Source organism: Bradyrhizobium sp. MI1.10, assembly GCF_055811035.1.
The window spans coordinates 1-23,021 of sequence record NZ_JBVVPN010000073.1; the positions used below are offsets into that span (position 1 = coordinate 1).

Below are 23,021 nucleotides of genomic sequence, written 5' to 3' on the forward strand. Positions count from 1 at the left end.
GCACAAAAAAATACCCCATATCGAGCCTCACTCCCGCTCGGCCAATTAAGCAAAGCCCTCGCTTGCGGGAGAGGTCGCGCCAAAGGCGCGGGTGAGGGCTCTCTCCGCTTGGGGATTGTCCCGTTGCGGTGGCACCCTCTCCCCAACCCTCCCCCGCAAGCGGGGGGAGGGAGCGCACCGTTTGCGCGGCAGCTATCCCCCCAGCGGCATGCCTGCGAACTTCGGCAGGTCGGGATCGAGGCGATCCCAGGCATGTCCGCGCGCGGCATAAGTCACCACTTGCGGCTCGTAGCGGGCGGGTTCGTCGAGGCTTGCGGCGCGGATGGTGAAGATGTCGGGCATGGCCGCGAAGGTCAGGTAAACAGGCAAGCCGCACTGGGCGCAGAAACCGCGCGTCTTCAAATTGCCGCTGTCGCCAACCATGTCCCAATGCTTCGCTTCGCCCGTCACGGTGACGCCGGCGCGCGCGAACGTCATGTACGAGCCGTGGCCGCTGCCGCTTTCGCGCTGGCAGTCCCGGCATTGGCAGTGATTGCTGAACAGGGGCTCACTGGCGATCGAATAGCGGATTGCGCCGCAGGCGCAGCCGCCGGTAAACGGTTTGGTCATTGCGATAACTCCTTACCTGTCTTCGCCGCTGATCTCGTCGAGCTGGCGGACGACCTTCTTCCAGCCGCCGCTCATGCCCGTGTAGGCGGATTCGTTCCTGGGTATGACGAAGCCCGCATGGACCAGGCGGATCCGCGTGCCGGCCTCGACCGGGGTGAGGGACCACGTCACGACAGTGTCGAGCGGCGCACCGTAGCCGGTGTTGCGCTCATTCCCGCCCTTCCAGGCGTAGACGAGGCGCCGGTTCGGCATGACTTCAAGGACGCGGCAATGGATGACGCCATCCCAGGCGCCGCCCGGCGTGGTCTGATAGGTGAAGGTGTTGCCTTCGACAGCCTCGAAACCGCTCGGCGGCATCAGCCAGCGCGCGATCAGTTGGGCGCTGGTCAGCGCCTTCCAGATCGTCTCCGGCGCGTGTGGGAGCACCTCGTCGATGACGATGTCCTTTATTTCGGCTTTCAATTCGGCAGCACTCACGGATCGATCTCCTTCAAGAGGTCACGCAGGTTCTGGAAGCGCTCGCGCCAGAACACGCCGTAATGGTCCATCCAGGAGACCAGCGGTTCGAGGCCTTGCGGCGCGGCACGGTAATAGACGTTGCGGCCCTCGGCACGCTCGGCGACGAGGCCGGCCTGCTTGAGGGACTTCAAATGTTGCGAGATCGCGCCTTGCGTCACGCCGCTTCCCCGCGTGAGCTCGGCGACGCTGATCTCCTTGCTCTCGAACACGCGCTCGAACACGGCGCGGCGGGTCGGATCGGCAAGGGCGCGCATCACGGTGGTCATGGGATTTGGGGCGGCTTCAATCATGAGTGTTAGATTAGTGCATGCTAATGAATTAGTCAAGACTAATTTGTTGGTCAGATTGGGTCTGCCGTGTTGTCTTGACTATGACTGACCGGTCAGTCATATCGTGTAGATGGCCAGAAAGCCCACCAAAGCCGCCACGCCGCCCGCAGTTCGCGCCAACGCAAAGGACTCTGCGCACGCTGGCAACGATGCGGTGCCCGCGTCGAGCCGCGCCACGCGTGCGGCGGAACGGCGTGCGGCGATCGTGGACGCCGCGATGGAGGAATTCATCGCGCGCGGCTTTGCCGCCACGCGGCTCGACGACATCGCCAAGCGCGCGGGTGTCGCCAAGGGCACCATCTACCTGCACTTCAAGGACAAGGAATCGATGTTCGAGGAGCTGGTGCGGACGGTGATCGTGCCTGTCGTGACGCGGTTGACGGCATTGCCGCCGCCCGCGGGCTCGGTGCGCGATCTCGTCGAGACGTTTGCCAGCAACTTCCTGAAGGAGGTGATCGGCACCAGACGCGGCGACCTCGTGCGTCTGATCGTGGCCGAGGGGCCGCGGTTTCCCTCCGTGGCCGATTTCTACTACCGCGAGGTGGTTTCTCGCGGCATCGCCGCCATGCGCTCCCTGATCGAGCTCGGCATCGCCCGCGGCGAGATCCGCCAGAAGAACCTGGCGCATTACCCGCAGATCCTGGTCGCCCCCGCGATGATCGCGGTGATCTGGCAGAGCCTGTTTGCACGGCACGCGCCGCTCGACGCGCAGGACATGCTGCGCGTCCATCTCGATTTGATTTTTGGCGAACGGAGCACGACATGAGGTCGTCCCAAAACATCCCTCACCTCATCCTGAGGAGCGCGGCATGCGCGTCCCGAAGGATGAAGGCCCGGCTTTGGCCCTTCGCCCTTCGAGACGCCGCTTCGCGGCTCCTCAGGGTGAGGGATCGACGACCGTGGCTGCCGCCAAGCGCGATCCAGTTTTTGCCGCGCCTCTGTTCGATCGCGGTTCTGGTCCTCGCGACCGGGCTTGCCGGGTGCAAGGACAAGCGTGAGCCCGGCTTCCAGGGCTGGGTCGAGGCCGACATGATCTTCGTCAGTCCGGACGAGGCGGGCCGCGTGATCAAGCTCAACGTCCGCGAGGGCGACGAGGTCAAGGTCGGCGATCACCTCTATTCCGTCGACGACGATCTCCAGCTTGCCGATCTCAACCAGAACAAGGCGACACTTGCCAATGCGCAGCAGACCTATGACCGCGCGGCCTCGCTGAGCAAAACCGGCTCGGGCACGCAAGCCAATCTCGACTCGGCCGTCTCCGCCCTGCGCGTTGCTGAGGCGCGGGTGGCGACCTCGGAGACGCGGATGGCGCGGCGCAAGGGCTTTGCGCCCGTGGCCGGCACCATCCAGCAGATCTATTTTCGCGAAGGCGAGATGGTGGCGGCGCAGCGGCCGGTGCTCTCGATCATGCCGCCCGGCAACATGAAGCTGCGCTTCTTCGTGCCGGAGACCGAGCTGCCGAAGCTTGCGATCGGCGATACCGTGCGGATCGCATGCGACAATTGCGCCGCCGATCTCACCGCGAAGATCTATTTCATCGCAACTTCGGCCGAATACACACCGCCCGTCATCTACAGCCTCGAGGAGCGCAACAAGCTCGTCTATCTGATCCAGGCGCGGCCATCGCGCCCCGATGCGCTGCGTGTCGGACAACCCATCGACGTCCATCTCAATCCAAAGACTCCGGTGGCGGACAAGCGATGAACGGCGGCAATGGCATCGCGATCGACGTCAAGGGCCTGACCAAGTCGTTCGGCGGCCGCGAGGTCGTGCACGATTTGTCGATGCAGGTGAAGCGCGGTTCGATCTACGGCTTCCTCGGCCCGAACGGCTCGGGCAAAACGACGACCATCCGCATCCTCTGCGGCCTGCTCACGCCCGACAGCGGCGAGGGCACCTGCCTCGGCTACGACATCAGGCGCGATGCCGAAAAGATCAAGCGCCAGGTCGGCTACATGACCCAGCGGTTCAGCCTCTATCAGGATCTCTCTGTCCGCGAAAACCTCGAATTCGTCGCGCGGCTGTACGGCCTTCGCGATGCACGCGGCGCCGCGCGCGACATGATCAAGCGGATCGGGCTCTCGGGGCGCGAGGAACAGCTCGCCGGCGAACTCTCCGGCGGCTGGAAGCAGCGGCTGGCGCTAGGTGCCTGCACATTGCCCAGTCCGAAGCTGCTGCTGCTTGACGAGCCGACCGCCGGCGTCGATCCAAAAGCGCGGCGCGATTTCTGGAACGAGATTCATGCACTCGCGGCCGACGGTCTCACCGTGCTGGTCTCGACCCACTACATGGACGAGGCCGAGCGCTGTCACGAGATCGCTTATATCGCCTATGGCCATCTGCTCGTGCACGGCACCGTGGACGAGGTGATCGCGAAATCCGCGCTGACGACCTACACCGTGACGGGCGAGGACCTGAACGAGCTCACGGCTGCGCTCACCGGCAAGCCGGGAATCGACATGGTGGCGCCGTTCGGCACGTCGCTGCACGTCTCCGGCCGCGACGTCGCCGCGCTCGAAGCCAGCATCGCGCCGTGGCGCGAAAAAAGCGGACTGCACTGGCACAAATCATCGCCGTCACTGGAAGACGTGTTCATCGAATTGATGAGTCGTTCCAAGGACAATTTCCAATGAGCGCGGTCGATCGTCACGAACCCCAGCACGCGATCCGGGAGCGCTTCGGCTTCTGGAGGCGCTCCTATGCGATGCTGATCAAGGAGTTCATCCAGCTCAAGCGGGACCGTGTGTCATTTGCGATGATCGTGATGCTGCCGGTGATGCAGCTGCTCTTGTTCGGCTACGCCATCAACACCACGCCGCACAATCTGCCGAGCGCGGTGCTGCTTCAGGAGGATTCCGATCTCGCACGCTCGATCCTGAAGGCGCTGGAGAACACCGCCTATTTCCGCTTCCTCTATGAAGTCCACGACGTCGAGGATTTCGATAATCTCCTGAAATCCGGCAAGGTTCTGTTCGGGGTCGAGATCCCGCGCGGCTTCGAGCGGGCGGTGCGGCGCGGCGATAAGCCGGCGCTGCTGGTCGCGGCCGACGCCACCGATCCAGTGGCGGCGAGCGCGGCGATCGGCTCGCTCGGCATGGTCGTGCAGACCGCGCTCAAGCACGATCTCTACATCGGAGATCCCCCGGAGATGCCGTTCGAGATCCGCGCGCACGCCCGCTACAACCCCGCCGCCGCGTCGAGCCTCAACATCGTGCCGGGCTTGGTCGGTACCATCCTCACCATGACCATGCTGATCTTCACCGCGCTTTCGGTCACGCGGGAAGTCGAGCGCGGTACCATGGAGGCTCTGCTGTCGATGCCGATCAGGCCGGTCGAGGTGATGTTCGGCAAGATCATTCCCTACGTGCTGGTCGGGTTCGTGCAGGCGTTCCTCATCATCGGCATCGGCGTCGGCCTGTTCGGCGTGCCCGTGCTCGGCAATCTGTTCCTGCTGGCGCTGCTTTCGACGCTGTTCATCACGACCAATCTGGCGATCGGGTATACGATCTCGACGCTGGTGCAGAACCAGCTCCAGGCGATGCAGATGTCGATGATGTTCTTCCTGCCGAGCATCTTGCTGTCCGGCTTCATGTTCCCGTTTGCCGGGATGCCGGCCTGGGCGCAATATGTCGGTGAGTGCCTGCCGCTGACGCATTATTTGCGCATCGTCCGCGCCATCATGCTGAAGGGCGCGAGCATGCAAAATTTGCGTTTCGACGCGTTGGCGCTGGCGATGCTGATGCTGCTCGCCATGACCATCGCCGTGACGCGCTTCCGCCGCACGCTGGATTGAGGCAAGATGCCCCTGGAATCAAGGGGGCGGAATGGTCAGCTTTGCGAGCAGGAAGGCCCGGCAGCATGCCGTGATGTCCGAAGACTTCGAGCGCGAGCTGACGCGGGAGGTGCTGCGGACCGAGCTGTTGCGGGTGAGGGCGTTGATCATCACGGGCTGCGTCATGATCCTGTTTCTCACCGCAACCTATCTGATCGACCCCGCCATCGTGAACCGGGTCTGGCGCGGGACGGAGGGCCTGGTCCGCGAATACGGTCTCTTGGCAGGCTTCGTCCTCTTCGAAGTCTGGGTCCACAGCCAGATCAGGCGATACCTCAAGCTCGATCGCGACCTTCCGGTGATAAGGCGCTATATCGGCGCAACAATCGAAACGTCGCTGCCAACGATCATCCTGATCCTGCAGATTCACAGCATGGGCGCGAGCCAGGCGCTCGGGTTCGTGCTGCCACTGGCCTATTTCATCTTCATCATTCTTTCGACGCTGCGGCTTGATTTCTGGCTGTCCACCTTCACGGGATTTGTGGCCGCAGCCGAACTCCTGGCTGTCGCGCTGTATTACAACTCGGTCAGCGAGTCCGGTGAACCCCTGATCTACTTTCACGCGGTCCGCAGCACCATCATCCTGATTTGCGGCGTGCTGGCGGGCGCCGTCGGCGCGCGATTGCGGCGGCAATTTGCGGCGAGCATTGCGGCAGCCACTGCGCGCGACCGGGTGACCAACCTGTTCGGCCAGCACGTCTCGCCGCAGGTTGTGGAGCGGCTGATGACGGAGGGGACGGGTGCCGCCGGCGACCTCCGCCGAGTCGCCGTGATGTTCGTCGACTTCCGCGGCTTCACCGCCGGCGCGCAGTCGCGTACTCCCCAGGAGGTGGTCGACCGGCTCGACGGCGCCTTCGCCGTGCTGGTCGACATTCTCGACCGCGAGGGTGGCATCGTGAACAAGTTTCTGGGCGACGGCTTTCTCGCCCTGTTCGGTGCGCCGCTCGAGGCCTCCGACGCCGCGCATCGCGCAGTCGCCGCGGGCCGCGAGATGCTGACCGCGATGGAGCGCATCAACGCGCAGACGAGCTGGCCCCTCAAGATCGGCATCGGCATCCATTTCGGCGAGGTCGTCGCCGGCAATATCGGCTCGCCCCGGCGCAAGGAGTACACTGTGATCGGCGACACCGTGAACTTCGCCTCACGGCTAGAGGCGCTCAACAAGGAGTTCGGCTCGCAGCTCCTGATCTCCGCGTCTGTCCGCGACGCGCTGGGCGCCGACGGCGACGATGCGGTCTCGCTCGGCGAGGTCGAGGTGCGCGGCTACGAGCAGAAGGTGGCGGTGTTTCAACTGGGGTGAGGGCCGCCTCCTGCGCCTTCACTTGTGAGTCGCGTTTCGTTGAAGCGGCTCGCGTTTCGTTGAAGGCGCGTGATGAAATATCCTTGGTAGCTTTTGGGTCTTGCACGGTGGAAGCCGAAAATCTCAGCTTCCCTTTGTCACCCGGAGAAAGCCAATGACTCGATCGATCCCTGTTGCAGCCGCCCTGATCGCCGCTGCTGTCACCCAAAGCCAGGCCGCATCGGCGCGGGACAGCGTGCCGCGCCGCGCCGCAACTCACGTGGCGACCGACTGCGTCAGGGCTCCCGCAGCAGGCGCGTATGCCTCTGCGCCTTACACGCAGCCGCCTTGCCTCCCCAATACGGCGTCCGCGTACTAACTCGCTGCAGAGACGAAGCCGGGCCGGTGAAGTCCGCCAGCCCGGCGTTGCGAACGCTGATGGCGGACTCCGCGGGATCTCGCGCTGGAGGTAGCCGAGTAGATTCGGCGCCGTATCGCAACGGCGCGGCCGGCGAAGATTTTGCGAAGACGGCCTACCCGCTGCTGCGCAACGCGTACGGCCTTGATCGACTGCTCTGGGGCAGCGACTGGCCGCACACGCAGTTCGAGAAGGCGCAAAGCTACGCGAAGAACCTGCGATTTATCGATGGGCTGATCGTCGATCAGAGTGAACGCGCGCAAGTGCTAGCATCGCCACGTTCGCTCTGCCGCTTTTGATCCGTCTTCCGCGATTGCTCCGATTGCACTCTATTTTGGGGCATGACGGGCGATGTCGCCGGCTTGTAGAGTGCCGGCGATGCAGCCGACCGCGGCTGCGCTTGCGTGAAGAGGAAGCGAAAGATGCAGCGCCGCTACATCACCATCGACGTGTTCACCGACCGCGCCTTCGGCGGCAACCAGCTCGCCGTGGTGCTCGATGCCGGCGGGCTCTCCACACAGCAGATGCAGGCGATCGCGACCGAGTTCAACTATTCGGAGACCACCTTCGTGCTGCCGCCGCGCGACAGGGGCAACGACGCCGAGGTGCGCATCTTCACACCGGTGAGGGAAATGCCGTTCGCCGGCCATCCCAATATCGGCACCTCCTTCGTGCTGGCGAGCCTCGCGAAAGAGCCGAAGCCGCGCCTTTTGTTCGAGGAGAAGGCGGGGGTGGTGCCGGTCGATATTTTTCGGGAGCAGGGAAGGGTCATCAGCACCGAACTCACCGCGCCGCAGCCGCTGTCGCGATTGGCGCAGGTTTCCGCCGCTGACGTTGCGGCCTGCATCTCCTTGACCGCTGATGACATCAGGATCGATCACCACGCGCCGCAGGTCGTCGGCGTCGGAACGCCGTTCCTGGTGGCGGAGGTGCATTCGCGCGATGCGCTGAAACGGGCCAGGCCCGACGCGGCCGCGTTCGGCAGGGTCTTGCCGCGCGACGACGCCCGCTCGGTGTGGTTCTATACACGCGACGTGCCCGCGGCGGAGGCGCCGTGCGAACGGCAGGCGCGCATGTTCATGCGCGGCGCCAGCGGCCTCACCGAGGATCCCGCCACCGGCAGCGCCACGGTTGCAGCCGCCGCGCTGTTTGCCGAGCTCGATGCCACGCGAGATGGCGAATTGAAGCTCACGGTCGGCCAGGGCTTTGACATGGGTCGGCCGAGCCTCCTGCTGACGCGCGTGCGCAAGCAGGACGGCAAGATCGTCTCAGCCCATGTCGGCGGGTGCTGCGTGCAGATGATGGAAGGAACGTTCAGGCTCGCGGGGGAGGGGTAATGGTCATTCCGGGGCGCGCGTGGCGCGAGCCCGGAATCCATTCATCCACCAACTCTGCGGCCCGATGGATTCCGGGCTCGCGCCAAGAGGCGCGCCCCGGAATGACGGGCGGAGGTTAGATCTGCCGTCCCGCCAAATTCTTCACCGTCACGCCGTTACGCTCCTCGATGATCTCAGCGATCATCTGGCGATGGCAGTGGGTGTGATCGCGTTCATAGCAAAGCAGACAGACCGGACCTGCTTTCTTCACCAACGCGGAGAGCTCGTCCATCTGCTCCCGGGCCTCCGGCGTCTTCAGGTGCTTTGAGAAAATCTTCTCCAGCACATCGTATTGCCCGCTGCGGGCGGCGAGGCGGCCTTCCTTCGGCGTTCCGAGCGCGGCGAGGTGGACATAGGCGATGCCGCGTTCGTCGAGGCCCGCGGACAACTGCTTCTTGGAAAAGCCGGGCCGGCGCGACGACGTCACCGCGCGCACATCGACGACCAGCTTGACTCCGGATTGCTCCAGCTCGTCCAGTACGGCCTTCGGCGGCGTCTGCTCATAGCCGATGGTGAAAAGTTTTTTCAGCTTTGCCATGACAGACCTTTAGCGAAACACCTCAGCTCACCCGCGCGATCAGTTCCATGGCGCCGGCCGGCGCGCGCACCTTGCCTTCGTGGATGACATAGGCGAACACGTCGCGCGGCTCCTTCTTCGGCTTGGACTTGTCGACCTTCGGCAGGTCGTCGGGTTCGCTTCCCTCGGCCCAGTCCTGAAAACGCCTGGCCCAGGCATCGAGTTGCTTCGGCGGATAGCAGGTCTTGATCTCGTCATTGCCTTTCTGAAGCCGGGCATAGACGAAATCGCCGGCGACGTCGGCAATCGCCGGATATTTGCCGTGCTCGGCGAACACGACAGGCGTCTCGAATTCGCGGATCAGCGCGACGAAATCCGGCGTGCAGAAACTGTCGTGACGGACCTCGACGACATGGCGCAGCGCGCGTCCCTCGAGCTTGCGTGGCAACAGCTCGAGGAACTTGCCGAAATCGGCGCCGTCGAATTTTTTGGTCGGCGCGAACTGCCACAGCACCGGCCCAAGATGATGGCCGAGTTCCAGCACGCCGGAATCATAGAAACGCTTGATGGAATCGCCGGCCTCGGCCAGCACGCGCCGGTTGGTGGCGAATCGCGGCCCCTTGACCGAGAACACGAAGCCATCAGGCACCTCGCTCGCCCATTTGCGAAAGCTCTCCGGTTTCTGCGAGCCGTAATAGGTGCCGTTGATCTCGATCGAGGTCAGCTTCGAGGCGGCGTAGGACAGCTCCTTGGCTTGCGTGAGCTTCTCCGGATAGAACACCCCACGCCATGGTTCGAAGGTCCAGCCGCCGATGCCGATGTAGATGTTGCCGGATTTTTTAGACGCGGTTTTTGCTTTGGCCACGGGAGGATCTCGGATGCGGGAGGAGGGCCTCCATCCTAATCAAACCAGTTGTGATTGGCCAGTTGCGACGTCCCGTCTAAGCTCGCGACGGGATCTGCGAAAAAAGGAGAACAAGATGCGGATGCTGGTGGTGGGAGCGGCGCTCGTCATGATGACATCTGCTGCCATGATATCTTCAGTCATGGCCGACGATGACGATGCCAAGGGTGCGCAGAAGCTCGCCATGCAGGGCCGCGACGATTATTGGCATTGCCTGGCGCGGGAATATTCGCGCGACGGCAATCAGGGCCTGTCGGAACAGGACTTTGGCCGCTCCGTCGCCGGAGCCTGTCCGTCAGAGCGACAATACTACCGGGTGGCACTGCTCGATTATCTCACCACGCAATATCCGGGTATCGATGCCGGCGCTCATCTCGCGACCGCGAACAGAGCGGTGGAGGCGGCGCAGAAGGACATCGTGACGGCCTTCGTCAAGCACAAGCCGCCGCAGAAATAGCCCATCGACCCGTGCGTCCGGCAAGCCCTTCCGGCAGCGCGCTCATCCATGGTATCACTGGGCGCATCTGGAACAGGAATGGGTTTCCATGTCGTCTGAGTCGGTGGGGGGCATTTTGGGCGCGATCGTCGCGGCGATCGTGCTTGCGGTCGCCGTCGTCTTCGGGCCGATCGGCCAGTACGGCAAGCCGCCCAAGCCTGCGAAGGCCGATCCGGCCGCCATTACGGCGCCGGCGGCCCCTGCCGCGCCCGTGCCGCGAGGGCCGGTGATCAAGGAAGTCCCCAACCAGTAAGGGCATGAAAAAGGGCCTCTTTCGCTCCTTGCAAAGCGGCTTTGTCGTTCCTATTTAGCTTCTAACGGCGACGTTGAGCGAAAACTCCGGCGCTGGAACGACCTTGGAATAGCACAGGCTGCGCCGGATGTACGCGCCGCCCGCCGTTCCGGGGTCGTTGGCATTTTAGGGCCCCTTTTGGGCCGCCCCCCAGAGAAACCCCGGCTTGCCAGCGCAAGTTCTTGGCAGCACAAGTTCTTGGCAGCACAAGTTCTTGGCAGCACAAGTTCTTGGCAGCACAGGACGCGGCGGATATACGCTGCCGTCATGAATCAAGCGATCAGACCGGGCTCCGATACCCCACAGGCGGCTTCGCCGGCGCCGGAATTGTCGGTCGTCGTCCCGACCTTCAACGAGCGCGACAATGTCACGGTGCTGTACCGGCGGCTGGAGGCCGTGCTGGCCGGCATCGCCTGGGAGGTCGTGTTCGTCGACGATAATTCGCCTGATGGCACCTGGGATGTCGTGCGCGCGCTGGCACAGCGCGACAGCCGCGTGCGCTGTGTCCGCCGTATTGGCCGCCGCGGCCTGTCGGGGGCCTGCATCGAGGGCATCCTGGCTTCCAGCGCGCCCTATGCGGCCGTGATCGACGCCGATCTTCAGCACGACGAGACGCAACTGCCGAAGATGCTGTCGCTGCTCGCGAGCGGGCAGGCCGAACTCGTGGTCGGCAGCCGCTACATCGAGGGCTACAAGAGCGAAGGCTTCAACAAGCAGCGCGCCGGCGCCAGCGCGCTGGCAACGGAACTCGCCAGGAAAGCGCTGCGGGTCGAGATCGCCGATCCCATGAGCGGCTTCTTCATGGTTCGCCGCGACCGCTTCGAGCAGCTGGCGCCGAAACTTTCCGTGCACGGCTTCAAGATCCTGCTCGACCTCGTCGCCAGCGCCAACGGCACCTTGCGCGCCATCGAAATTCCCTACACGTTCGGCGAGCGCCAGCACGGCGAAAGCAAGCTCGATTCGATGGTCGCGCTGGATTTTCTCGGCCTGGTGCTGGCGAAGTTCACCAACGATGCTGTCTCGTTACGTTTCCTGCTGTTCGCGATGGTCGGCGGGATCGGCCTCGTGGTGCATCTCACCACCTTGTTCATATCGCTCGAGCTGTTCAAGGAGCCGTTCGCGGAAGCGCAGGCCTCCGGCGCCATCGTCGCGATGACCAGCAATTTCGTTCTCAACAACTTCCTCACCTATCGCGACCAGCGGCTGAAGGGCTTTGCACTGCTGCGCGGGCTGATCGCGTTCTACATCGTGTGCAGCGTCGGCCTGCTCGCCAATGTCGGCGTCGCCTTTTCGGTCTACGACCAGGAGCCGATCTGGTGGCTTGCCGGTGCGGCCGGGGCGCTGATGGGCGTGGTGTGGAACTACGCGATGTCCGGACTGTTCGTCTGGCGCAAGAAATAGCTCACGATGGGCGGGACTGACGCGCGGATCGTCCGCAATACGGCGTTGGTAATCATTGCGCTGGTCGGCTTGCGGCTCGTCGCGGCCGCCGTCACGCCGATCACCTTCGACGAAGCCTATTACTGGATGTGGTCGCAGAACCTCGCCGGGGGATATTACGACCACCCGCCGATGGTTGCCTACGTCATCCGCGCCGGCACCCTCATCGCCGGCGACACCGAACTCGGCGTCCGCCTGGTCTCGATCCTGCTCGCGCTGCCGATGAGTTACGCGATCTATCGCTCCGCTGCGATCCTGTTCGGCGGTGCGCGGGTAGCGGCGACCAGCGCCATCCTGCTCAACGTGACGCTGCTGGCCTCGGTCGGCACGCTGATCGTCACGCCCGATGCGCCGCTTCTGGTTGCCTCCAGCTTCGTGCTGTTCTTTCTCGCCAAGGTGCTGGAGAGCGGCCGCGGCGTCTGGTGGCTCGCGGTCGGCGCAGCCGTCGGCGCGGCGCTCCTGTCGAAATACACCGCTATGTTCTTCGGGCTGGCGATCCTGATCTGGATCGCGGCCGTGCCGAAACTGCGGCACTGGTTTCTCTCGCCCTGGCCGTATCTCGGCGGTTTCGTTGCGCTCGCGCTGTTCTCGCCGGTGATCCTCTGGAATGCCGATCATCAATGGGTCTCGTTCGCCAAGCAGCTCGGGCGCGCCAGGATCGAGGATTTTCGTCCGGTCTTCATTGCCGAACTGATCCCGACCCAGATCGCGTTCGCAACCCCGCTGGTGTTCATCCTCGGCGCGATGGGGCTGCACGCGCTGACCTGGCGCCGGGCCGGCGCGCTGGCCTCGCGCGTGCTGATCGAGACGATGTTCTGGACCATCGTCGCCTATTTCGTCTGGCATTCGCTGCATGCCCGCGTCGAGGCCAACTGGTTCGCGCCGGTCTATCCGCCTTTCGTCGTCGCCGCGGCCGCCGCCGCCAATCTCGTGCAGTGGAAGCCGCGCCAGCGGCGCCTCGCGGATTTCTGCCTGCGCTGGGCCGCACCCACCGGCATCGTGATGTTTGCCGCGCTGATCGTGCAGGCCAATACTGGCTGGCTGTCCGGCTATCGCCGCGATGCGACCGTGCGCAGCGTCGGCGTCGGCTGGCGCGAGCTCGCTGCCGAAATCGAAGCGGTGCGCGTCCGCAATGGCGCGACCTGCGTGCTTGCGCCGGACTACGGCACGACAGGCTGGCTCGCCTTCTATCTGCCGCGCGGCAGCTGCGTGGCGCAGCAGAACCAGCGCATCCGCTGGGCCAACATGCCCGAGCCGGATCCAAAGCTGCTTGCGGGCAAGCTGATCTATGTCGACGAGCTGCGCTCTGACGGCCATCCCGCCGTCCACGACCTCTTTGGGAAGGTGACGCAGGTCGCGCAATTGCAGCGCAAGCGCGGCCCGCTCGTGATCGAGACTTACAGCATGGATCTGCTCGAAGGCGCCAAGGGCGACGTCCTGGACCGCTCGCCACCGCCGGAAGCGCGGTAGCTCTTCCTCGGAACGACGACGAAGGTTCAGTCGATCATCTCGGCCTTGGTCGCGGCCTGGTTCGGCCTGTCCTGGTCGCGCCAGAACCAGACGGTCACGACGCCGGAGCGGCCGCGGACCTGCGTGAGCAGGGGGCCCGACAGAACGCCGTCGGGACCGCTCTGAAAGTCGGCCGCATCCAGCAGCGTATCGCTGAGCGCGAGCCGCGCGCCGTTCTGGGCGGCGACCTCCATCAACCGGCTCGCCACGTTGACGGTGTCGCCTGTCGCCGTGATGTGCTGATGACTTTCGCCGAGGCGGGAGGCGACGATCGGGCCGAAATGCGCGCCGATCTTGAAGCCGAGCTGATTCCTGATCGCGGGCGGCAACGATGCGATCCAGCGTTCAACGCCGCGGTGCAGGTCGATCGCGCATTTCAGCGCGCGTGCGGCGTCGTCGGGCATTGCGCCGGGCAGGCCGAACAGGATCATGGCGCCGTCGCCGAGAAAGCCGCTGATCATGCCGCCGCAATCGATCGCGGTCTTCTCGATCAGCGCGTGAAACGCCTTTAGAATGTCCTGGAGCTCGCTTGGATCAATCCGCTCGCTCAACGCCGTGAAGCTGGAGAGATCGATGAAGACCATTGCTGCGTCCTGCCGGACGGGTGTCGACAGGAAATTCGGATCGCGCGCCAACCACTCCTGCACGGCCGGCGCCTGGAATTGCGCGAGCGACCGGCTCTTGGCTGCGAAATATTGCGTGCGGCGGCCTCCCGCCCACAATTGCACGCCGGCAAAGACCGCAACCGGCGGCACTGCTGCGGCGAGCGTGGTCGCGGCGTTCAGCCAGGCGCCGTGCGTGAACGCGAACAGATTGAAGCCGGCCCAGGCGATCATCACCGCGGCCGCGGTGACGATGCCAAGCGCGCTGCGCCGCCAGGCGAGCAGGCCTACCAGCAGCATCGGCAACAGGATCGCGATGAGCGCGTCGGCGATGTGGACCTTGCGGTCGCGCACGATGCTGTCGCCGGCGACGAGATGGGTGATCGCGGTGGAGACCACTTCGACGCCGGGCATCAGGGAATCGAACGGCGTTGGGTAGAAATCACCGCCGCCGGCGACCGAGGCCCCGATCACGACGATCCGGTTCTCGATCGCCGCGCGACTTAACGTGCCGTCGAAGATGCTCTGTGCGCTGACGGTGCGGATGGTCCGGCGCGGGCCGTAATAGGTGATCGGCAGCGCGAAATCGGTATCGGTCGGCACCGCGCGGTCGCCGAGCATCAGATGGTCCGGCGCGATCGTCAGAGACCTGTCGAGCGCGCGCGCCGCGACCCGCAACGGAAAGGACAGTTCGACCTTGTCGCTGGTCCGGAACAGCATCGGCACCGAGAGCGGCGAGCCTGATTGTCCGGTCGCAACGTTAACGACGCCGACCTCGGCATGATCGGCGAACGCCGGCAGAGGCAGCAGGAAGCGCTCGGCCTGCGGCAGGGCGGCGAGGGGGCCTTGGCCGCTGGTCTCCACGGTCTCGCTGGCGGACGGGAAGATCGCCGCGGCGGCAAGGACGATGGGACCCGTCGCCAGCGTATTTGCCAGCGTGGCGTCGCCGATCGCAGCGCTGCGGTCGACCAGCAGCAGGTCGATCGCGACGACCTTCGGCTTGAACTGCACGATGGTGTCCACGACGCGGGCGAGATCGGCGCGCGGCAGCGGATAGCTGCCGCCGCGCTTCACGACGGTGTCGTCGATCGCGACGATGGTGACGAGATCGGGCGGAACCCGCACGCCGCGGACCTGCGTCCGCCAATCCGTCAGCGTCGCCTCGAGGCGATCGAGAAAGCGCAGATGACCGTTGGCATGGCCGGCATAGATGCTCACGCCCCACAGCGCGGTGAGGACGAGTGCCACGAGGATCTGAACGCGTCGGCTACTCATGTGGTCGTGTTGCAATTCTCTCTATCGTCCAAATGCTGTTGGCCGAGCCCCGGTGACCCGAACTTATCGGCCTAGTCTATTGACCTAGTCTTGTCATCAACGCGTCGACGCGCGGCTGACCCCATGTCTTCACCGTCAACGGGCCTGTCGCTTCCACGTCGACGCCTTCGCCGCGGCCTAGTACCACGCCGCGCCCGCCGCTCCTGCGGCTCACGCCGACACGACCGTCAGCCACGAAGACGGAGGTCTTGGCCTCTGCGACATCGACCGCCCATTTCGTGCCGCGCACCGCGGCGATCGCTTGCGGCGTCAGCACCTTGAAGGGATTGCCGCCGGGCTTCTTGGGCACCTCGACCAGCAGCGCTTTGCTGCTCAACTCCACCGAGTCTATATGTCCGTCGCGGTTGGCGTCCTTAAGTTCAAATCTGGCGCCGTTTTCCGCAACGATGGTGATGCCGTTATCGCAGCGCCAGGTCTGCGTACCGGCAGCGGATGGCGATGCCGTGCAGCCAACATTGGCAGCGGGCTGGGCAATCGCATGTCCGGTCAACAGAAGCGACCCCGCCAGAGCGAAAAACCCCGCGCGCGCGAACTCTCTCATGCCAGCCTCCGTTTGCGTGCCAGGCACAGTTCAAGGCGATGTTGATACGGTACCGTATCACACGCAGAGGCTGCTGAAAAGTGCCGACATCGCAGCTATTTTCTCGGCGCGGGCTTTGCCAGACCGGCTCGATCAACTTTCGGTCAGGGCGCCGTGCCGTGCGAGGGCCCTGTGCGATGCGTAAGCGGCGTGCCACGAGACGTGGAAGCGGGCTATTGCACACCAGCCTCGCGCAATGATTCCCCGTTAACGTCCGGGTATTGAAGACCACGAAAACGACTTGGTTGGTGCGTCTAGAGAGGCGGCCAAAGACGTTCGCCGACCGCAGCGATCCGGCCGAGAATTATAGTTAACAGACGCGCCTAAGTCCGTAGTCCTGCGGGCTTTTTCCCAAAATGGGACGACCCGAACGGGTTGCCCCACATCCGCCCGAACTTAATCCGCATTTAACTAAAAGTGGCCTTAATGACGCTCCGACCCTCTGCGAGATGCTGTTCCCGGATCGTGACCAGCGGCGCTTCGAAGGGGGACTGAGTGACACCGTTCTGGACGCAAGGCGAATGAGTACGAGTATCGCTGCGCAAGGCATCGCGGCACGAAAGTCCAAAGGATTCTCGAGCACTTCTTATCGGAAGCCTTCCCGGAAAATGACCACGCAAAACGTGCTTGGCGCCGCCGCGATCGGCTGCGTCGTGCTTGGCGCCGGCTGGACCATCTACAGCAACATCTTTGCCGCCAGCGTCTATCCGACGGTCGGCAGCAGCGGCTACGACGAGCCCGTGATCAAGCGCGCGCCCAGGGTCGCGCTGCGCGAGGCCGGTGAGGCCGTCAAGGAAGCCTTTGCGCTCTTGCCCGACCGGTTGCAGGTGGCAGCGCCGATCTCACGCGAGATGTTCAACGATCGCTTTGCCGCGGCTGCGACCCAAGGCGTGACATCGAATGCGGCGAGCGCCGCGCCCGCAGCCAAGATCGCGGAAGCCAAGGACGCGCCGAAGCCGAGCGTGATCGCGAGGGTCGCGGAGGTCCTGAAGCCAAGTCCCGCCAAGATCGCTGACGCTGCGAAGTCCAAGCGCGGCGCCGACGCGCCGGTGCAGCTTGCCTCGGCAGATCCGGCCGAGATCGTGCCGGCGCCTGAGGCGAAGCCAAAATCGATCGCCGATCGCGCCAAGGCTGCAGTGATGTCGATCACCGGGCCGCGTCAGTCGATGGTGGAAAAGCTCTGGGGCAAGCGCGAGCCCTCCGGCGGACTGCTCGCCTATGCCTCGGCCGACGCCAGCGTGACCGCTTCCATCGCGCCGAAGGAGCAGAATCCCATGCTCGGCGGTTCGGCGCCCTACGACCGCTCCACCGCGGTTTACGACATCAGCGCGAAGACGGTGTATCTGCCTGACGGCACCAAGCTCGAGGCACATTCCGGCCTCGGCTCCAATCTCGACGATCCCCGTTCCTCGCGCATCCGCATGCGTGGCGTGACGCCGCCGCACATCTACGACCTGAAGCCGCGCGAAGCGCTGTTCCACGGCGTTCCGGCGCTGCGCCTGACCCCGATTGGCGGTGAGAGCGCGATCTACGGCCGCGACGGCCTGCTCGCGCACACCTTCATGCTCGGGCCCAATGGCGATTCCAACGGCTGCGTGTCCTTCAAGGATTATTACGCGTTCCTCGACGCCTACCGCAACAAGGGCATCCGCAAACTCGCGGTGCTGGCGCGGGTGGAGTGAGGCGCAATGCGCCTCACCGCTTTTTGCACGATCAGCGCTTGACGAAGACCAGGCCGCAGGCGCGCGCCTCGTTGCGCTTGCCGGTGCCTCGGGTGCGATCGAACTGCGCATCGACCGTAAAGGCGTAGGGCGAGCCGGGCGCGAGATTGTTGAGGGTATAGGTGCTCGCCCCCGTCGTTCCGCGCGCGCTCAAAGTGGTCTTGCCGTCCGCGGGGATCTGGCCATCGATCTCCAGGCGATTGACGGCGCCCTGGCTCTGAGCGTCAGCGTGAAACACGCCGTTCGCAACCGTGGCAGACAGAGCCCGGGTGAAGCCCTGCGCCTTGCCGGTAGGCGGGCAGTTCAACGTCACGTCCCAATTGCCGTCGAAGTCCTTCGCGGTACGGGCGTTGCCGGTTGCCGGCGCGAGCGCCACCTTCTGCTTCAGGCCCTCGATCCGAGCTTTGGCGAGCGTGGCGAAGATGCAATTCGGAAATCTCGCGAGGTGATCCTCGAAAGCACCGAGCGTGCCGATGCCGTCCGCGGCCTTCCAGTGCGCTTCTGCGGCGGCGCAAGGATCAGGCCGAGGTGCGGCTTGCGGCGCGGCCGGGGCCACCGTGACCGACACCGGCCCGTTCAGATAGAACTTGCCGATGATCGACAGCGACAGCTCCGGGAGCTGGGTCCTGCCACTGGAATCGTAGACGTCGCTGCTGATGTCGCGAAAGACTTCGCCGATCTCCTGCGGCTCCTCGATGTGCTTCAGGAACGCCGTCGTGTAGGGGCTGTTGCGGCCGCTGCCATCGGCCGCGGTCTGCCCGGACTGGGTTGAGAACGACACGATCGTGCCGCGCGGTGCTTCGACTTTCGATAGGCCTCGACCGATCGAGGCGCCGCGCGTCATGCCGGCGGAGCGTTTCAAGGATTCGGCCAGCGGATTGTCGCGACAGGAATCGAGGATGAGGATGCGCAGGTTCTTGGCCTGCTGCAGATCGTTCACGATGTCGTCGACCCGCACGAAGCGCTTCAGGTCGGCTTCGTCGCTCAGCACGGCGTCGACAGGCATCAGATAGTTCACGCCGTTGTACTGCATCGCATGGCCGCTGTAGTAGAACATGGCGACGTCGGCTTTGCTCGCGGCGCGCGCGAAGCGGATGGTGAGGTCCTGCATGTCGGCCTGGCGCAGGTCGATGCCCTGGAGCACCTCGAAGCCGCTGCGCTTGAGCGAGGCGGCGACGTCTTCGGCATCGTGCGACGGATTGAGAAGCTTCGCCGTACTGGCATAGGCGCCGTTGCCGATCACCAGCGCGACCCGCGTTTCCGCCGATGCAGGCTCGGGGCATAGCCACCACGCGAAGAGGGCGACGCAAAGTTTGGCGAGGCAAAAACTGGAAAGAGCACGCATGAATGCCTTCCAAGGAAATGTCGAAAAATATCCCTCCAGATTAGCGCATGCCGCGCCGACATCAATGCCCTGCCGGAGACAACGCTCAGGTTTCGCGGCCGTGACATCCTGTCACGCCGGGCTCGCCGCCATCGTCTTGCGCACCGCCATTTCGGTCGCAATCGCATCCCGCACGGTGGGCCGGGCCTGCATGCGCGCGAGATAGGCCGATAACGATGGCCATTGCGCGATGTCGACGCCTGCGGGACGGAGCAGCAGCAAAGCCCAGGTGAGGTGGGCATCTGCCACGGTGAAGCTGTTGCCGACGAGGAATTCGCGGTCCGCCAGATGCGTGGCAGGGATCGATAAGCTCTGCGCTATCCTTGTACGCGGCTTGGCAAGCGAGGCGTCGTCCTTGTACCAGAAGGTCGGAAACAGGAACGCCTTGTGGATCTCGGCCCCGATGAAGCTGAGCCATTCCTGGAGCCGATAGCGATCGGGATCTCCGAACGCGGGTGCAAGCCCCGCCTGCGGCTTCAGATCGGCGATGTATTGCAGCACCGCGGCGCATTCGGTCAGCCGCTCGCCATTCTCCAGCACCAGGACCGGCACCGCGCCCTTTGGGGAAACGCCGAGGAAGTCGCTGCCGTCGTCCACGACCTGCTTGGTCTGGAGATGGACCGGATGATAGCGGGCATCGAGGCTCGCTTCCATCAGCGCGATGCGGCTCGCAAGCGAGCAGGCCATCGGGGAGAAATAGAGTTGCAGCATCGCCCACGCTCCTTCAGGTCAGCGCCTCGGTTTGCGCGATGATCGCAAACCGGTCCGACAATTCGGCCAGGGCGACCTCGTGAATGGTCTTCGCGGAGAGCGCTCCGCCGCGGCCATCGGGAAGATCGCGTGTCGCACAGGCATCGGCTGCGATCGTCGTGCGCAGGCCGAGGTCGAGCGCGGCGCGGGCCGTCGAGCTGACGCACATATGGGTCATGAAACCGGCCAGCACGATGTTCGTGCGTCCGGTTGCGGCCAGCCGGACCTGCAGGTCGGTGCCGGCAAAAGCGTTCGGCAGCGCCTTTTCGATCACGGCTTCGCTGGCGAGCGGCGCCACGTTCTTGACGATCGCGCCGCGCGCGGCCTCGCGGTCGAACAGGCTGCCGGCACGTCCCTTGTGCGCGATATGGAAGATCGCAGCGCCGCTCGCCCTCGCGCGGGCGAGCAGGCGCGCGGCGGCGGCGATCGCGGGCTCCGCATCCGGCAAGGCGAGCGGGCCGGCGCAATATTCGTTCTGGATGTCGATCAGCACGAGGCAGGAATCGCCGAGCCCGGGCGGAGTGAGATCGGCGCCGGACAATTCAAGCAGGGTTTTAGGGGCGGTCATGCGGGTCGGGCCTTCCTGGGGAATATCGGATGGCGCGACAGTAGCGCGGTGGCGGCCTGCTAATGTGCAGGACTATTGCAGCATGTGGCTGCAAATTTGCAGGATTCGGTCGTGCCTGCTAGGTTCATCGCCATGAACTGGGACGATCTGCGCATCATCGCCGCGGTGAGGGACGAAGGCACCTATGCCGGCGCCAGCGCGCGGCTGCGCATCGACGAGACCACTGTCGGACGCAGACTCGCACGCATCCAGCGCGATCTCGGGGTGCCGCTGTTCGATGCGGTGGACGGTCAGCGCCGGCCGACGCGGAGTTGCGAGGCGGTGCTGGCGCATGTCGAGGCGATGGCCGCACATGCCGCCGAGATCGGTCGCGTCGGCGAGAGTCTGGCAGGTCCGGTGGGACGCCTGCGTATCGCTTCCACCAACACGGTCGCCGAGGAGGTTCTGTCGCCGCGGGCGAGCGACTTCCTGCGCACCAATCCCGGCCTGACATTGCAATTCCTCACCTCGAGCGAGAACGTCAAGTTCTCGCGCTGGGAAGCCGATCTCGCCATCCGGCTGCGCAAGCCCGACAAGGGCGACTTCGCGATCTCCAGGCTCGGTGACGTCAAGCTCTATTATTTCGAGCCTGTTACGACGGAGGGCGAGCCGATGCTGTGCGCCTATCCCGACGAGCTCGGTGCCATTCCCGAGATGCAATTCCTGCGCGCGAAGAAAGCCCGCGCGCGCTGCGTCACCGACAATGTTCGGGTCATCCGTAACCTGATCCGCGCGCATCAGGCCGCGGGCGTGTTACCGGAGCACGTCTGCGCGGACTTGCTCGGCGATCGCCGCCTGCGCGCCACGCTGCTGCCTGGCCGCCGCGACGTCTGGCTGCTGGTGCAGAACCACCTCAAGCGGGATCCGGCGACGCGGCTCACCATCGAATGGATCCGCCGTTGCTTCAGCGATCTCGCGCGCGGCTGATTGCGGCGTGAACGCGATCCGTGCGCGGCGCGACCAAGTTATGGGATTGCGCGCGCGCAAAGGTTGCGTAATCTCGCAACGAGCACGGGCTTGATCGGGGCAGGCGCATGAGCACTCTTCAGGAAACCATCCACCCGCAGGCCAAAGTGCGGGAATGGAAGGCGATCGTCGTCCTGATCCTCCTGACTCCGGTGCTGTGGTCGCCGCCGTTCCTGTTTCGCATCTTCCTGTTTCAGCCGTTCAACATCCCGTCCGGCTCGATGACGCCGACGCTGGTGGTCGGCGATTACGTCTTTGCCGCAAAATATGCCTATGGCTATGGCCGCTATTCGTTTCCCTTCGCGCCGTCATGGATCTCCGGGCGTTTCCGGGCCGCTGAGCCCGAGTATGGCGACGTCGTCGTGTTCCGGACGCCGAAGGACACCTCGGTCGACTATGTCAAGCGCGTGGTCGGGCTGCCCGGTGATCGCATCCAGATGCGGCAGGGCCAGCTCGTCCTCAACGACCGCCCGGTGACGCGCGTCGCTCTGAAGCAGGTATTCGCCGGCTCCAGCTGCGGCGTGGACGCCGCTGCGAAGGCCAAGCGCTGGCGCGAGACGCTGCCGAACGGCGCCTCCTACGTCACGCAGGACTGCGTCGACAACGGCTACTACGACAACACCGACGTCTACACCGTGCCGCCAGGCCATTTTTTCGTGCTCGGCGACAATCGCGACAACTCGAGCGACAGCCGCGTGATGTCGTCGATCGGATTCGTGCCGATGGACAATCTGGTCGGCAAGGTGACGCGGATATTCTGGTCGCTCGACCAAGAGGGCGAGCCGCACATGGAGCGACTGGGGAAGGTGTGGTGAGGCCGCTCCGCCATTCCCGGGGCAGTGCGCGGCGCCTGCATGAATTGAGTTCGTAGCCTGGATGGAGCGCAGCGTAATCCAGGAGACTGCTCGCGCCGGATACGGTGCCCCGGATTGCGCTCCGCTCCTTCCAGGCTACGGACTATGATCGCGGGGCGCGTGAAGCGATCCTCCAAAAACAAAACCCCGGCATCGCTGCCGGGGTTTCGCATTTTGTCGTTTGCCGGAATGGCTGGATCAGAAATCCATGCCGCCCATGCCGCCGCCCGGGGGCATCGCCGGACCGGCGCCGCCCTTCTTGGGCAGCTCGGCGACCATGGCTTCCGTGGTGATCAAGAGAGCCGCAACCGAGGCTGCGTTCTGGATCGCGGTACGGACCACCTTGGTCGGGTCGATGATGCCCTTCTTGACGAGGTCGACATATTCGCCGGTCTGGGAGTCGAAGCCGTAGGCGTACGACTTGTTCTCGAGGACCTTGCCGACGATCACGGAGCCGTCTTCACCGGCATTGATCGCGATCTGGCGAGCGGGCGCGGAGAGCGCCTTGCGCACGATCTCGACGCCGGTCTTCTGGTCGTCGTTCTTGGTGCGCAGGCCCTTGAGCTGCTCGGAGGCACGGAGCAGGGCGACGCCGCCGCCCGGGACGATGCCTTCCTCGACCGCGGCGCGGGTCGCATGCATCGCGTCATCAACGCGATCCTTGCGCTCCTTCACCTCGACCTCGGTCGCGCCGCCGACGCG

At 64.6% G+C, this 23,021-nt stretch carries 25 protein-coding genes; 14 read left to right on the plus strand and 11 right to left on the minus strand.

The window, feature by feature from the left end; translation table 11 throughout:
- Positions 1 to 192: 192 nt before the first annotated feature.
- Genes AC0L3K_RS38010 through AC0L3K_RS38020 form a run of 3 tightly spaced genes read right to left on the minus strand, consistent with a single transcriptional unit; the run spans position 193 to position 1,418 of the window.
- Positions 193 to 609 (minus strand): GFA family protein, encoded by a 417-nt coding sequence (locus tag AC0L3K_RS38010; protein WP_007602439.1) that lies wholly within the window; start codon positions 607 to 609, stop codon positions 193 to 195.
- 12 nt (positions 610 to 621) lie between these two features.
- Complete coding sequence (locus AC0L3K_RS38015; RefSeq protein WP_007602441.1) at positions 622 to 1,086, minus strand: SRPBCC family protein; 465 nt, start codon at positions 1,084 to 1,086, stop codon at positions 622 to 624.
- The gene (locus AC0L3K_RS38020; protein WP_007602444.1) at positions 1,083 to 1,418 is read right to left on the minus strand and encodes an ArsR/SmtB family transcription factor; all 336 of its coding nucleotides are present in this window, start codon (positions 1,416 to 1,418) and stop codon (positions 1,083 to 1,085) included. The genes AC0L3K_RS38015 and AC0L3K_RS38020 overlap by 4 nt, the downstream gene beginning before the upstream one ends.
- Before the next feature lie 109 nt (positions 1,419 to 1,527).
- Between AC0L3K_RS38020 and AC0L3K_RS38025 the strand changes: the two genes are divergently transcribed.
- The 7 genes from AC0L3K_RS38025 (at position 1,528) to AC0L3K_RS38055 (ending at position 8,323) form a co-directional block, all read left to right on the plus strand.
- On the plus strand, positions 1,528 to 2,223 hold the full coding sequence (locus tag AC0L3K_RS38025) for a TetR/AcrR family transcriptional regulator (protein ID WP_007602445.1): 696 nt from the start codon (positions 1,528 to 1,530) through the stop codon (positions 2,221 to 2,223).
- A complete protein-coding gene (locus AC0L3K_RS38030) occupies positions 2,220 to 3,161 on the plus strand; it encodes an HlyD family secretion protein (protein WP_007602447.1) in 942 nt (313 codons plus the stop codon). Before AC0L3K_RS38025 ends, AC0L3K_RS38030 begins: the two co-directional genes overlap by 4 nt.
- Positions 3,158 to 4,090 (plus strand): ABC transporter ATP-binding protein, encoded by a 933-nt coding sequence (locus tag AC0L3K_RS38035; protein WP_007602449.1) that lies wholly within the window; start codon positions 3,158 to 3,160, stop codon positions 4,088 to 4,090. The genes AC0L3K_RS38030 and AC0L3K_RS38035 overlap by 4 nt, the downstream gene beginning before the upstream one ends.
- Complete coding sequence (locus AC0L3K_RS38040; protein WP_219684947.1) at positions 4,087 to 5,250, plus strand: ABC transporter permease; 1,164 nt, start codon at positions 4,087 to 4,089, stop codon at positions 5,248 to 5,250. Before AC0L3K_RS38035 ends, AC0L3K_RS38040 begins: the two co-directional genes overlap by 4 nt.
- 31 nt (positions 5,251 to 5,281) lie before the next feature.
- Positions 5,282 to 6,589 carry an adenylate/guanylate cyclase domain-containing protein gene (locus AC0L3K_RS38045; RefSeq protein WP_007602452.1) on the plus strand — a complete coding sequence of 436 codons (1,308 nt, stop codon included), beginning with the start codon at positions 5,282 to 5,284 and terminating at the stop codon, positions 6,587 to 6,589.
- A gap of 384 nt (positions 6,590 to 6,973) precedes the next feature.
- The gene (locus tag AC0L3K_RS38050; RefSeq protein WP_245286040.1) at positions 6,974 to 7,285 is read left to right on the plus strand and encodes an amidohydrolase family protein; all 312 of its coding nucleotides are present in this window, start codon (positions 6,974 to 6,976) and stop codon (positions 7,283 to 7,285) included.
- A 123-nt stretch (positions 7,286 to 7,408) separates the two neighbouring features.
- On the plus strand, positions 7,409 to 8,323 hold the full coding sequence (locus tag AC0L3K_RS38055) for a PhzF family phenazine biosynthesis protein (protein ID WP_007602456.1): 915 nt from the start codon (positions 7,409 to 7,411) through the stop codon (positions 8,321 to 8,323).
- 115 nt (positions 8,324 to 8,438) lie between these two features.
- On the opposite strand, the gene AC0L3K_RS38060 is transcribed toward AC0L3K_RS38055, so the two are convergent.
- Both AC0L3K_RS38060 and AC0L3K_RS38065 read right to left on the minus strand, forming a co-directional pair.
- Positions 8,439 to 8,900 carry a DUF488 domain-containing protein gene (locus AC0L3K_RS38060; RefSeq protein ID WP_007602457.1) on the minus strand — a complete coding sequence of 154 codons (462 nt, stop codon included), beginning with the start codon at positions 8,898 to 8,900 and terminating at the stop codon, positions 8,439 to 8,441.
- A 22-nt stretch (positions 8,901 to 8,922) separates the two neighbouring features.
- Positions 8,923 to 9,744 (minus strand): DUF72 domain-containing protein, encoded by an 822-nt coding sequence (locus AC0L3K_RS38065; protein WP_219684948.1) that lies wholly within the window; start codon positions 9,742 to 9,744, stop codon positions 8,923 to 8,925.
- 115 nt (positions 9,745 to 9,859) lie between these two features.
- Between AC0L3K_RS38065 and AC0L3K_RS38070 the strand changes: the two genes are divergently transcribed.
- The 4 genes from AC0L3K_RS38070 to AC0L3K_RS38085 all read left to right on the plus strand — a co-directional run bounded on the left by AC0L3K_RS38070 (position 9,860) and on the right by AC0L3K_RS38085 (position 13,481).
- Positions 9,860 to 10,240, plus strand: coding sequence for a hypothetical protein (locus AC0L3K_RS38070; protein WP_007602461.1), 381 nt, complete (start codon positions 9,860 to 9,862; stop codon positions 10,238 to 10,240).
- Positions 10,241 to 10,328: 88 nt separating this feature from the next.
- Complete coding sequence (locus AC0L3K_RS38075; protein WP_007602463.1) at positions 10,329 to 10,532, plus strand: hypothetical protein; 204 nt, start codon at positions 10,329 to 10,331, stop codon at positions 10,530 to 10,532.
- 306 nt (positions 10,533 to 10,838) lie between these two features.
- Positions 10,839 to 11,972 carry a glycosyltransferase family 2 protein gene (locus tag AC0L3K_RS38080; protein WP_007602465.1) on the plus strand — a complete coding sequence of 378 codons (1,134 nt, stop codon included), beginning with the start codon at positions 10,839 to 10,841 and terminating at the stop codon, positions 11,970 to 11,972.
- A 6-nt stretch (positions 11,973 to 11,978) separates the two neighbouring features.
- The gene (locus tag AC0L3K_RS38085) at positions 11,979 to 13,481 is read left to right on the plus strand and encodes a glycosyltransferase family 39 protein (protein ID WP_007602466.1); all 1,503 of its coding nucleotides are present in this window, start codon (positions 11,979 to 11,981) and stop codon (positions 13,479 to 13,481) included.
- 26 nt (positions 13,482 to 13,507) lie between these two features.
- Here the strand turns inward: AC0L3K_RS38085 and AC0L3K_RS38090 are convergent, their stop codons facing one another.
- Both AC0L3K_RS38090 and AC0L3K_RS38095 read right to left on the minus strand, forming a co-directional pair.
- On the minus strand, positions 13,508 to 15,397 hold the full coding sequence (locus AC0L3K_RS38090; protein WP_219684949.1) for a CHASE2 domain-containing protein: 1,890 nt from the start codon (positions 15,395 to 15,397) through the stop codon (positions 13,508 to 13,510).
- Between the two features lie 76 nt (positions 15,398 to 15,473).
- The gene (locus AC0L3K_RS38095; RefSeq protein WP_219684950.1) at positions 15,474 to 15,998 is read right to left on the minus strand and encodes a FecR domain-containing protein; all 525 of its coding nucleotides are present in this window, start codon (positions 15,996 to 15,998) and stop codon (positions 15,474 to 15,476) included.
- Between the two features lie 647 nt (positions 15,999 to 16,645).
- Between AC0L3K_RS38095 and AC0L3K_RS38100 the strand changes: the two genes are divergently transcribed.
- Complete coding sequence (locus AC0L3K_RS38100; protein ID WP_219684951.1) at positions 16,646 to 17,719, plus strand: DUF2778 domain-containing protein; 1,074 nt, start codon at positions 16,646 to 16,648, stop codon at positions 17,717 to 17,719.
- 31 nt (positions 17,720 to 17,750) lie between these two features.
- Here AC0L3K_RS38100 and AC0L3K_RS38105 read toward each other — a convergent pair whose 3' ends face one another.
- The 3 genes from AC0L3K_RS38105 to AC0L3K_RS38115 all read right to left on the minus strand — a co-directional run bounded on the left by AC0L3K_RS38105 (position 17,751) and on the right by AC0L3K_RS38115 (position 20,460).
- A complete protein-coding gene (locus AC0L3K_RS38105) occupies positions 17,751 to 19,103 on the minus strand; it encodes a caspase family protein (protein WP_219684952.1) in 1,353 nt (450 codons plus the stop codon).
- A gap of 111 nt (positions 19,104 to 19,214) precedes the next feature.
- The gene (locus AC0L3K_RS38110; protein ID WP_219684953.1) at positions 19,215 to 19,853 is read right to left on the minus strand and encodes a glutathione binding-like protein; all 639 of its coding nucleotides are present in this window, start codon (positions 19,851 to 19,853) and stop codon (positions 19,215 to 19,217) included.
- 13 nt (positions 19,854 to 19,866) lie between these two features.
- Entirely contained in the window at positions 19,867 to 20,460 is a 594-nt protein-coding gene (locus AC0L3K_RS38115) for a cysteine hydrolase family protein (protein ID WP_219684954.1), read from the minus strand.
- Between the two features lie 132 nt (positions 20,461 to 20,592).
- Here AC0L3K_RS38115 and AC0L3K_RS38120 point away from each other — a divergent pair, with 132 nt between their 5' ends.
- Both AC0L3K_RS38120 and lepB read left to right on the plus strand, forming a co-directional pair.
- The gene (locus AC0L3K_RS38120; protein ID WP_035995675.1) at positions 20,593 to 21,426 is read left to right on the plus strand and encodes a LysR family transcriptional regulator; all 834 of its coding nucleotides are present in this window, start codon (positions 20,593 to 20,595) and stop codon (positions 21,424 to 21,426) included.
- Between the two features lie 107 nt (positions 21,427 to 21,533).
- Positions 21,534 to 22,280 carry a signal peptidase I gene (gene lepB, locus AC0L3K_RS38125; protein WP_219684955.1) on the plus strand — a complete coding sequence of 249 codons (747 nt, stop codon included), beginning with the start codon at positions 21,534 to 21,536 and terminating at the stop codon, positions 22,278 to 22,280.
- A 237-nt stretch (positions 22,281 to 22,517) separates the two neighbouring features.
- On the opposite strand, the gene AC0L3K_RS38130 is transcribed toward lepB, so the two are convergent.
- Positions 22,518 to 23,021, minus strand: a 504-nt coding sequence (locus AC0L3K_RS38130; protein ID WP_473367986.1) for a TCP-1/cpn60 chaperonin family protein, incomplete at its 5' end; no start/stop codon positions are given.

Bases quoted from the DNA above. Each gene is read 5' to 3' on its own strand.
- AC0L3K_RS38010 (WP_007602439.1), bottom strand. From the start codon at position 609: ATGACCAAACCGTTTACCGGCGGCTGCGCCTGCGGCGCAATCCGCTAT.
- AC0L3K_RS38020 (WP_007602444.1), bottom strand. From the start codon at position 1,418: ATGATTGAAGCCGCCCCAAATCCCATGACCACCGTGATGCGCGCCCTT.
- AC0L3K_RS38025 (WP_007602445.1), top strand. From the start codon at position 1,528: ATGGCCAGAAAGCCCACCAAAGCCGCCACGCCGCCCGCAGTTCGCGCC.
- AC0L3K_RS38030 (WP_007602447.1), top strand. From the start codon at position 2,220: ATGAGGTCGTCCCAAAACATCCCTCACCTCATCCTGAGGAGCGCGGCA.
- AC0L3K_RS38035 (WP_007602449.1), top strand. From the start codon at position 3,158: ATGAACGGCGGCAATGGCATCGCGATCGACGTCAAGGGCCTGACCAAG.
- AC0L3K_RS38040 (WP_219684947.1), top strand. From the start codon at position 4,087: ATGAGCGCGGTCGATCGTCACGAACCCCAGCACGCGATCCGGGAGCGC.
- AC0L3K_RS38045 (WP_007602452.1), top strand. From the start codon at position 5,282: ATGGTCAGCTTTGCGAGCAGGAAGGCCCGGCAGCATGCCGTGATGTCC.
- AC0L3K_RS38055 (WP_007602456.1), top strand. From the start codon at position 7,409: ATGCAGCGCCGCTACATCACCATCGACGTGTTCACCGACCGCGCCTTC.
- AC0L3K_RS38060 (WP_007602457.1), bottom strand. From the start codon at position 8,900: ATGGCAAAGCTGAAAAAACTTTTCACCATCGGCTATGAGCAGACGCCG.
- AC0L3K_RS38070 (WP_007602461.1), top strand. From the start codon at position 9,860: ATGCGGATGCTGGTGGTGGGAGCGGCGCTCGTCATGATGACATCTGCT.
- AC0L3K_RS38075 (WP_007602463.1), top strand. From the start codon at position 10,329: ATGTCGTCTGAGTCGGTGGGGGGCATTTTGGGCGCGATCGTCGCGGCG.
- AC0L3K_RS38080 (WP_007602465.1), top strand. From the start codon at position 10,839: ATGAATCAAGCGATCAGACCGGGCTCCGATACCCCACAGGCGGCTTCG.
- AC0L3K_RS38085 (WP_007602466.1), top strand. From the start codon at position 11,979: ATGGGCGGGACTGACGCGCGGATCGTCCGCAATACGGCGTTGGTAATC.
- AC0L3K_RS38090 (WP_219684949.1), bottom strand. From the start codon at position 15,397: ATGAGTAGCCGACGCGTTCAGATCCTCGTGGCACTCGTCCTCACCGCG.
- AC0L3K_RS38095 (WP_219684950.1), bottom strand. From the start codon at position 15,998: ATGAGAGAGTTCGCGCGCGCGGGGTTTTTCGCTCTGGCGGGGTCGCTT.
- AC0L3K_RS38100 (WP_219684951.1), top strand. From the start codon at position 16,646: ATGACCACGCAAAACGTGCTTGGCGCCGCCGCGATCGGCTGCGTCGTG.
- AC0L3K_RS38105 (WP_219684952.1), bottom strand. From the start codon at position 19,103: ATGCGTGCTCTTTCCAGTTTTTGCCTCGCCAAACTTTGCGTCGCCCTC.
- AC0L3K_RS38110 (WP_219684953.1), bottom strand. From the start codon at position 19,853: ATGCTGCAACTCTATTTCTCCCCGATGGCCTGCTCGCTTGCGAGCCGC.
- AC0L3K_RS38115 (WP_219684954.1), bottom strand. From the start codon at position 20,460: ATGACCGCCCCTAAAACCCTGCTTGAATTGTCCGGCGCCGATCTCACT.
- AC0L3K_RS38120 (WP_035995675.1), top strand. From the start codon at position 20,593: ATGAACTGGGACGATCTGCGCATCATCGCCGCGGTGAGGGACGAAGGC.
- lepB (WP_219684955.1), top strand. From the start codon at position 21,534: ATGAGCACTCTTCAGGAAACCATCCACCCGCAGGCCAAAGTGCGGGAA.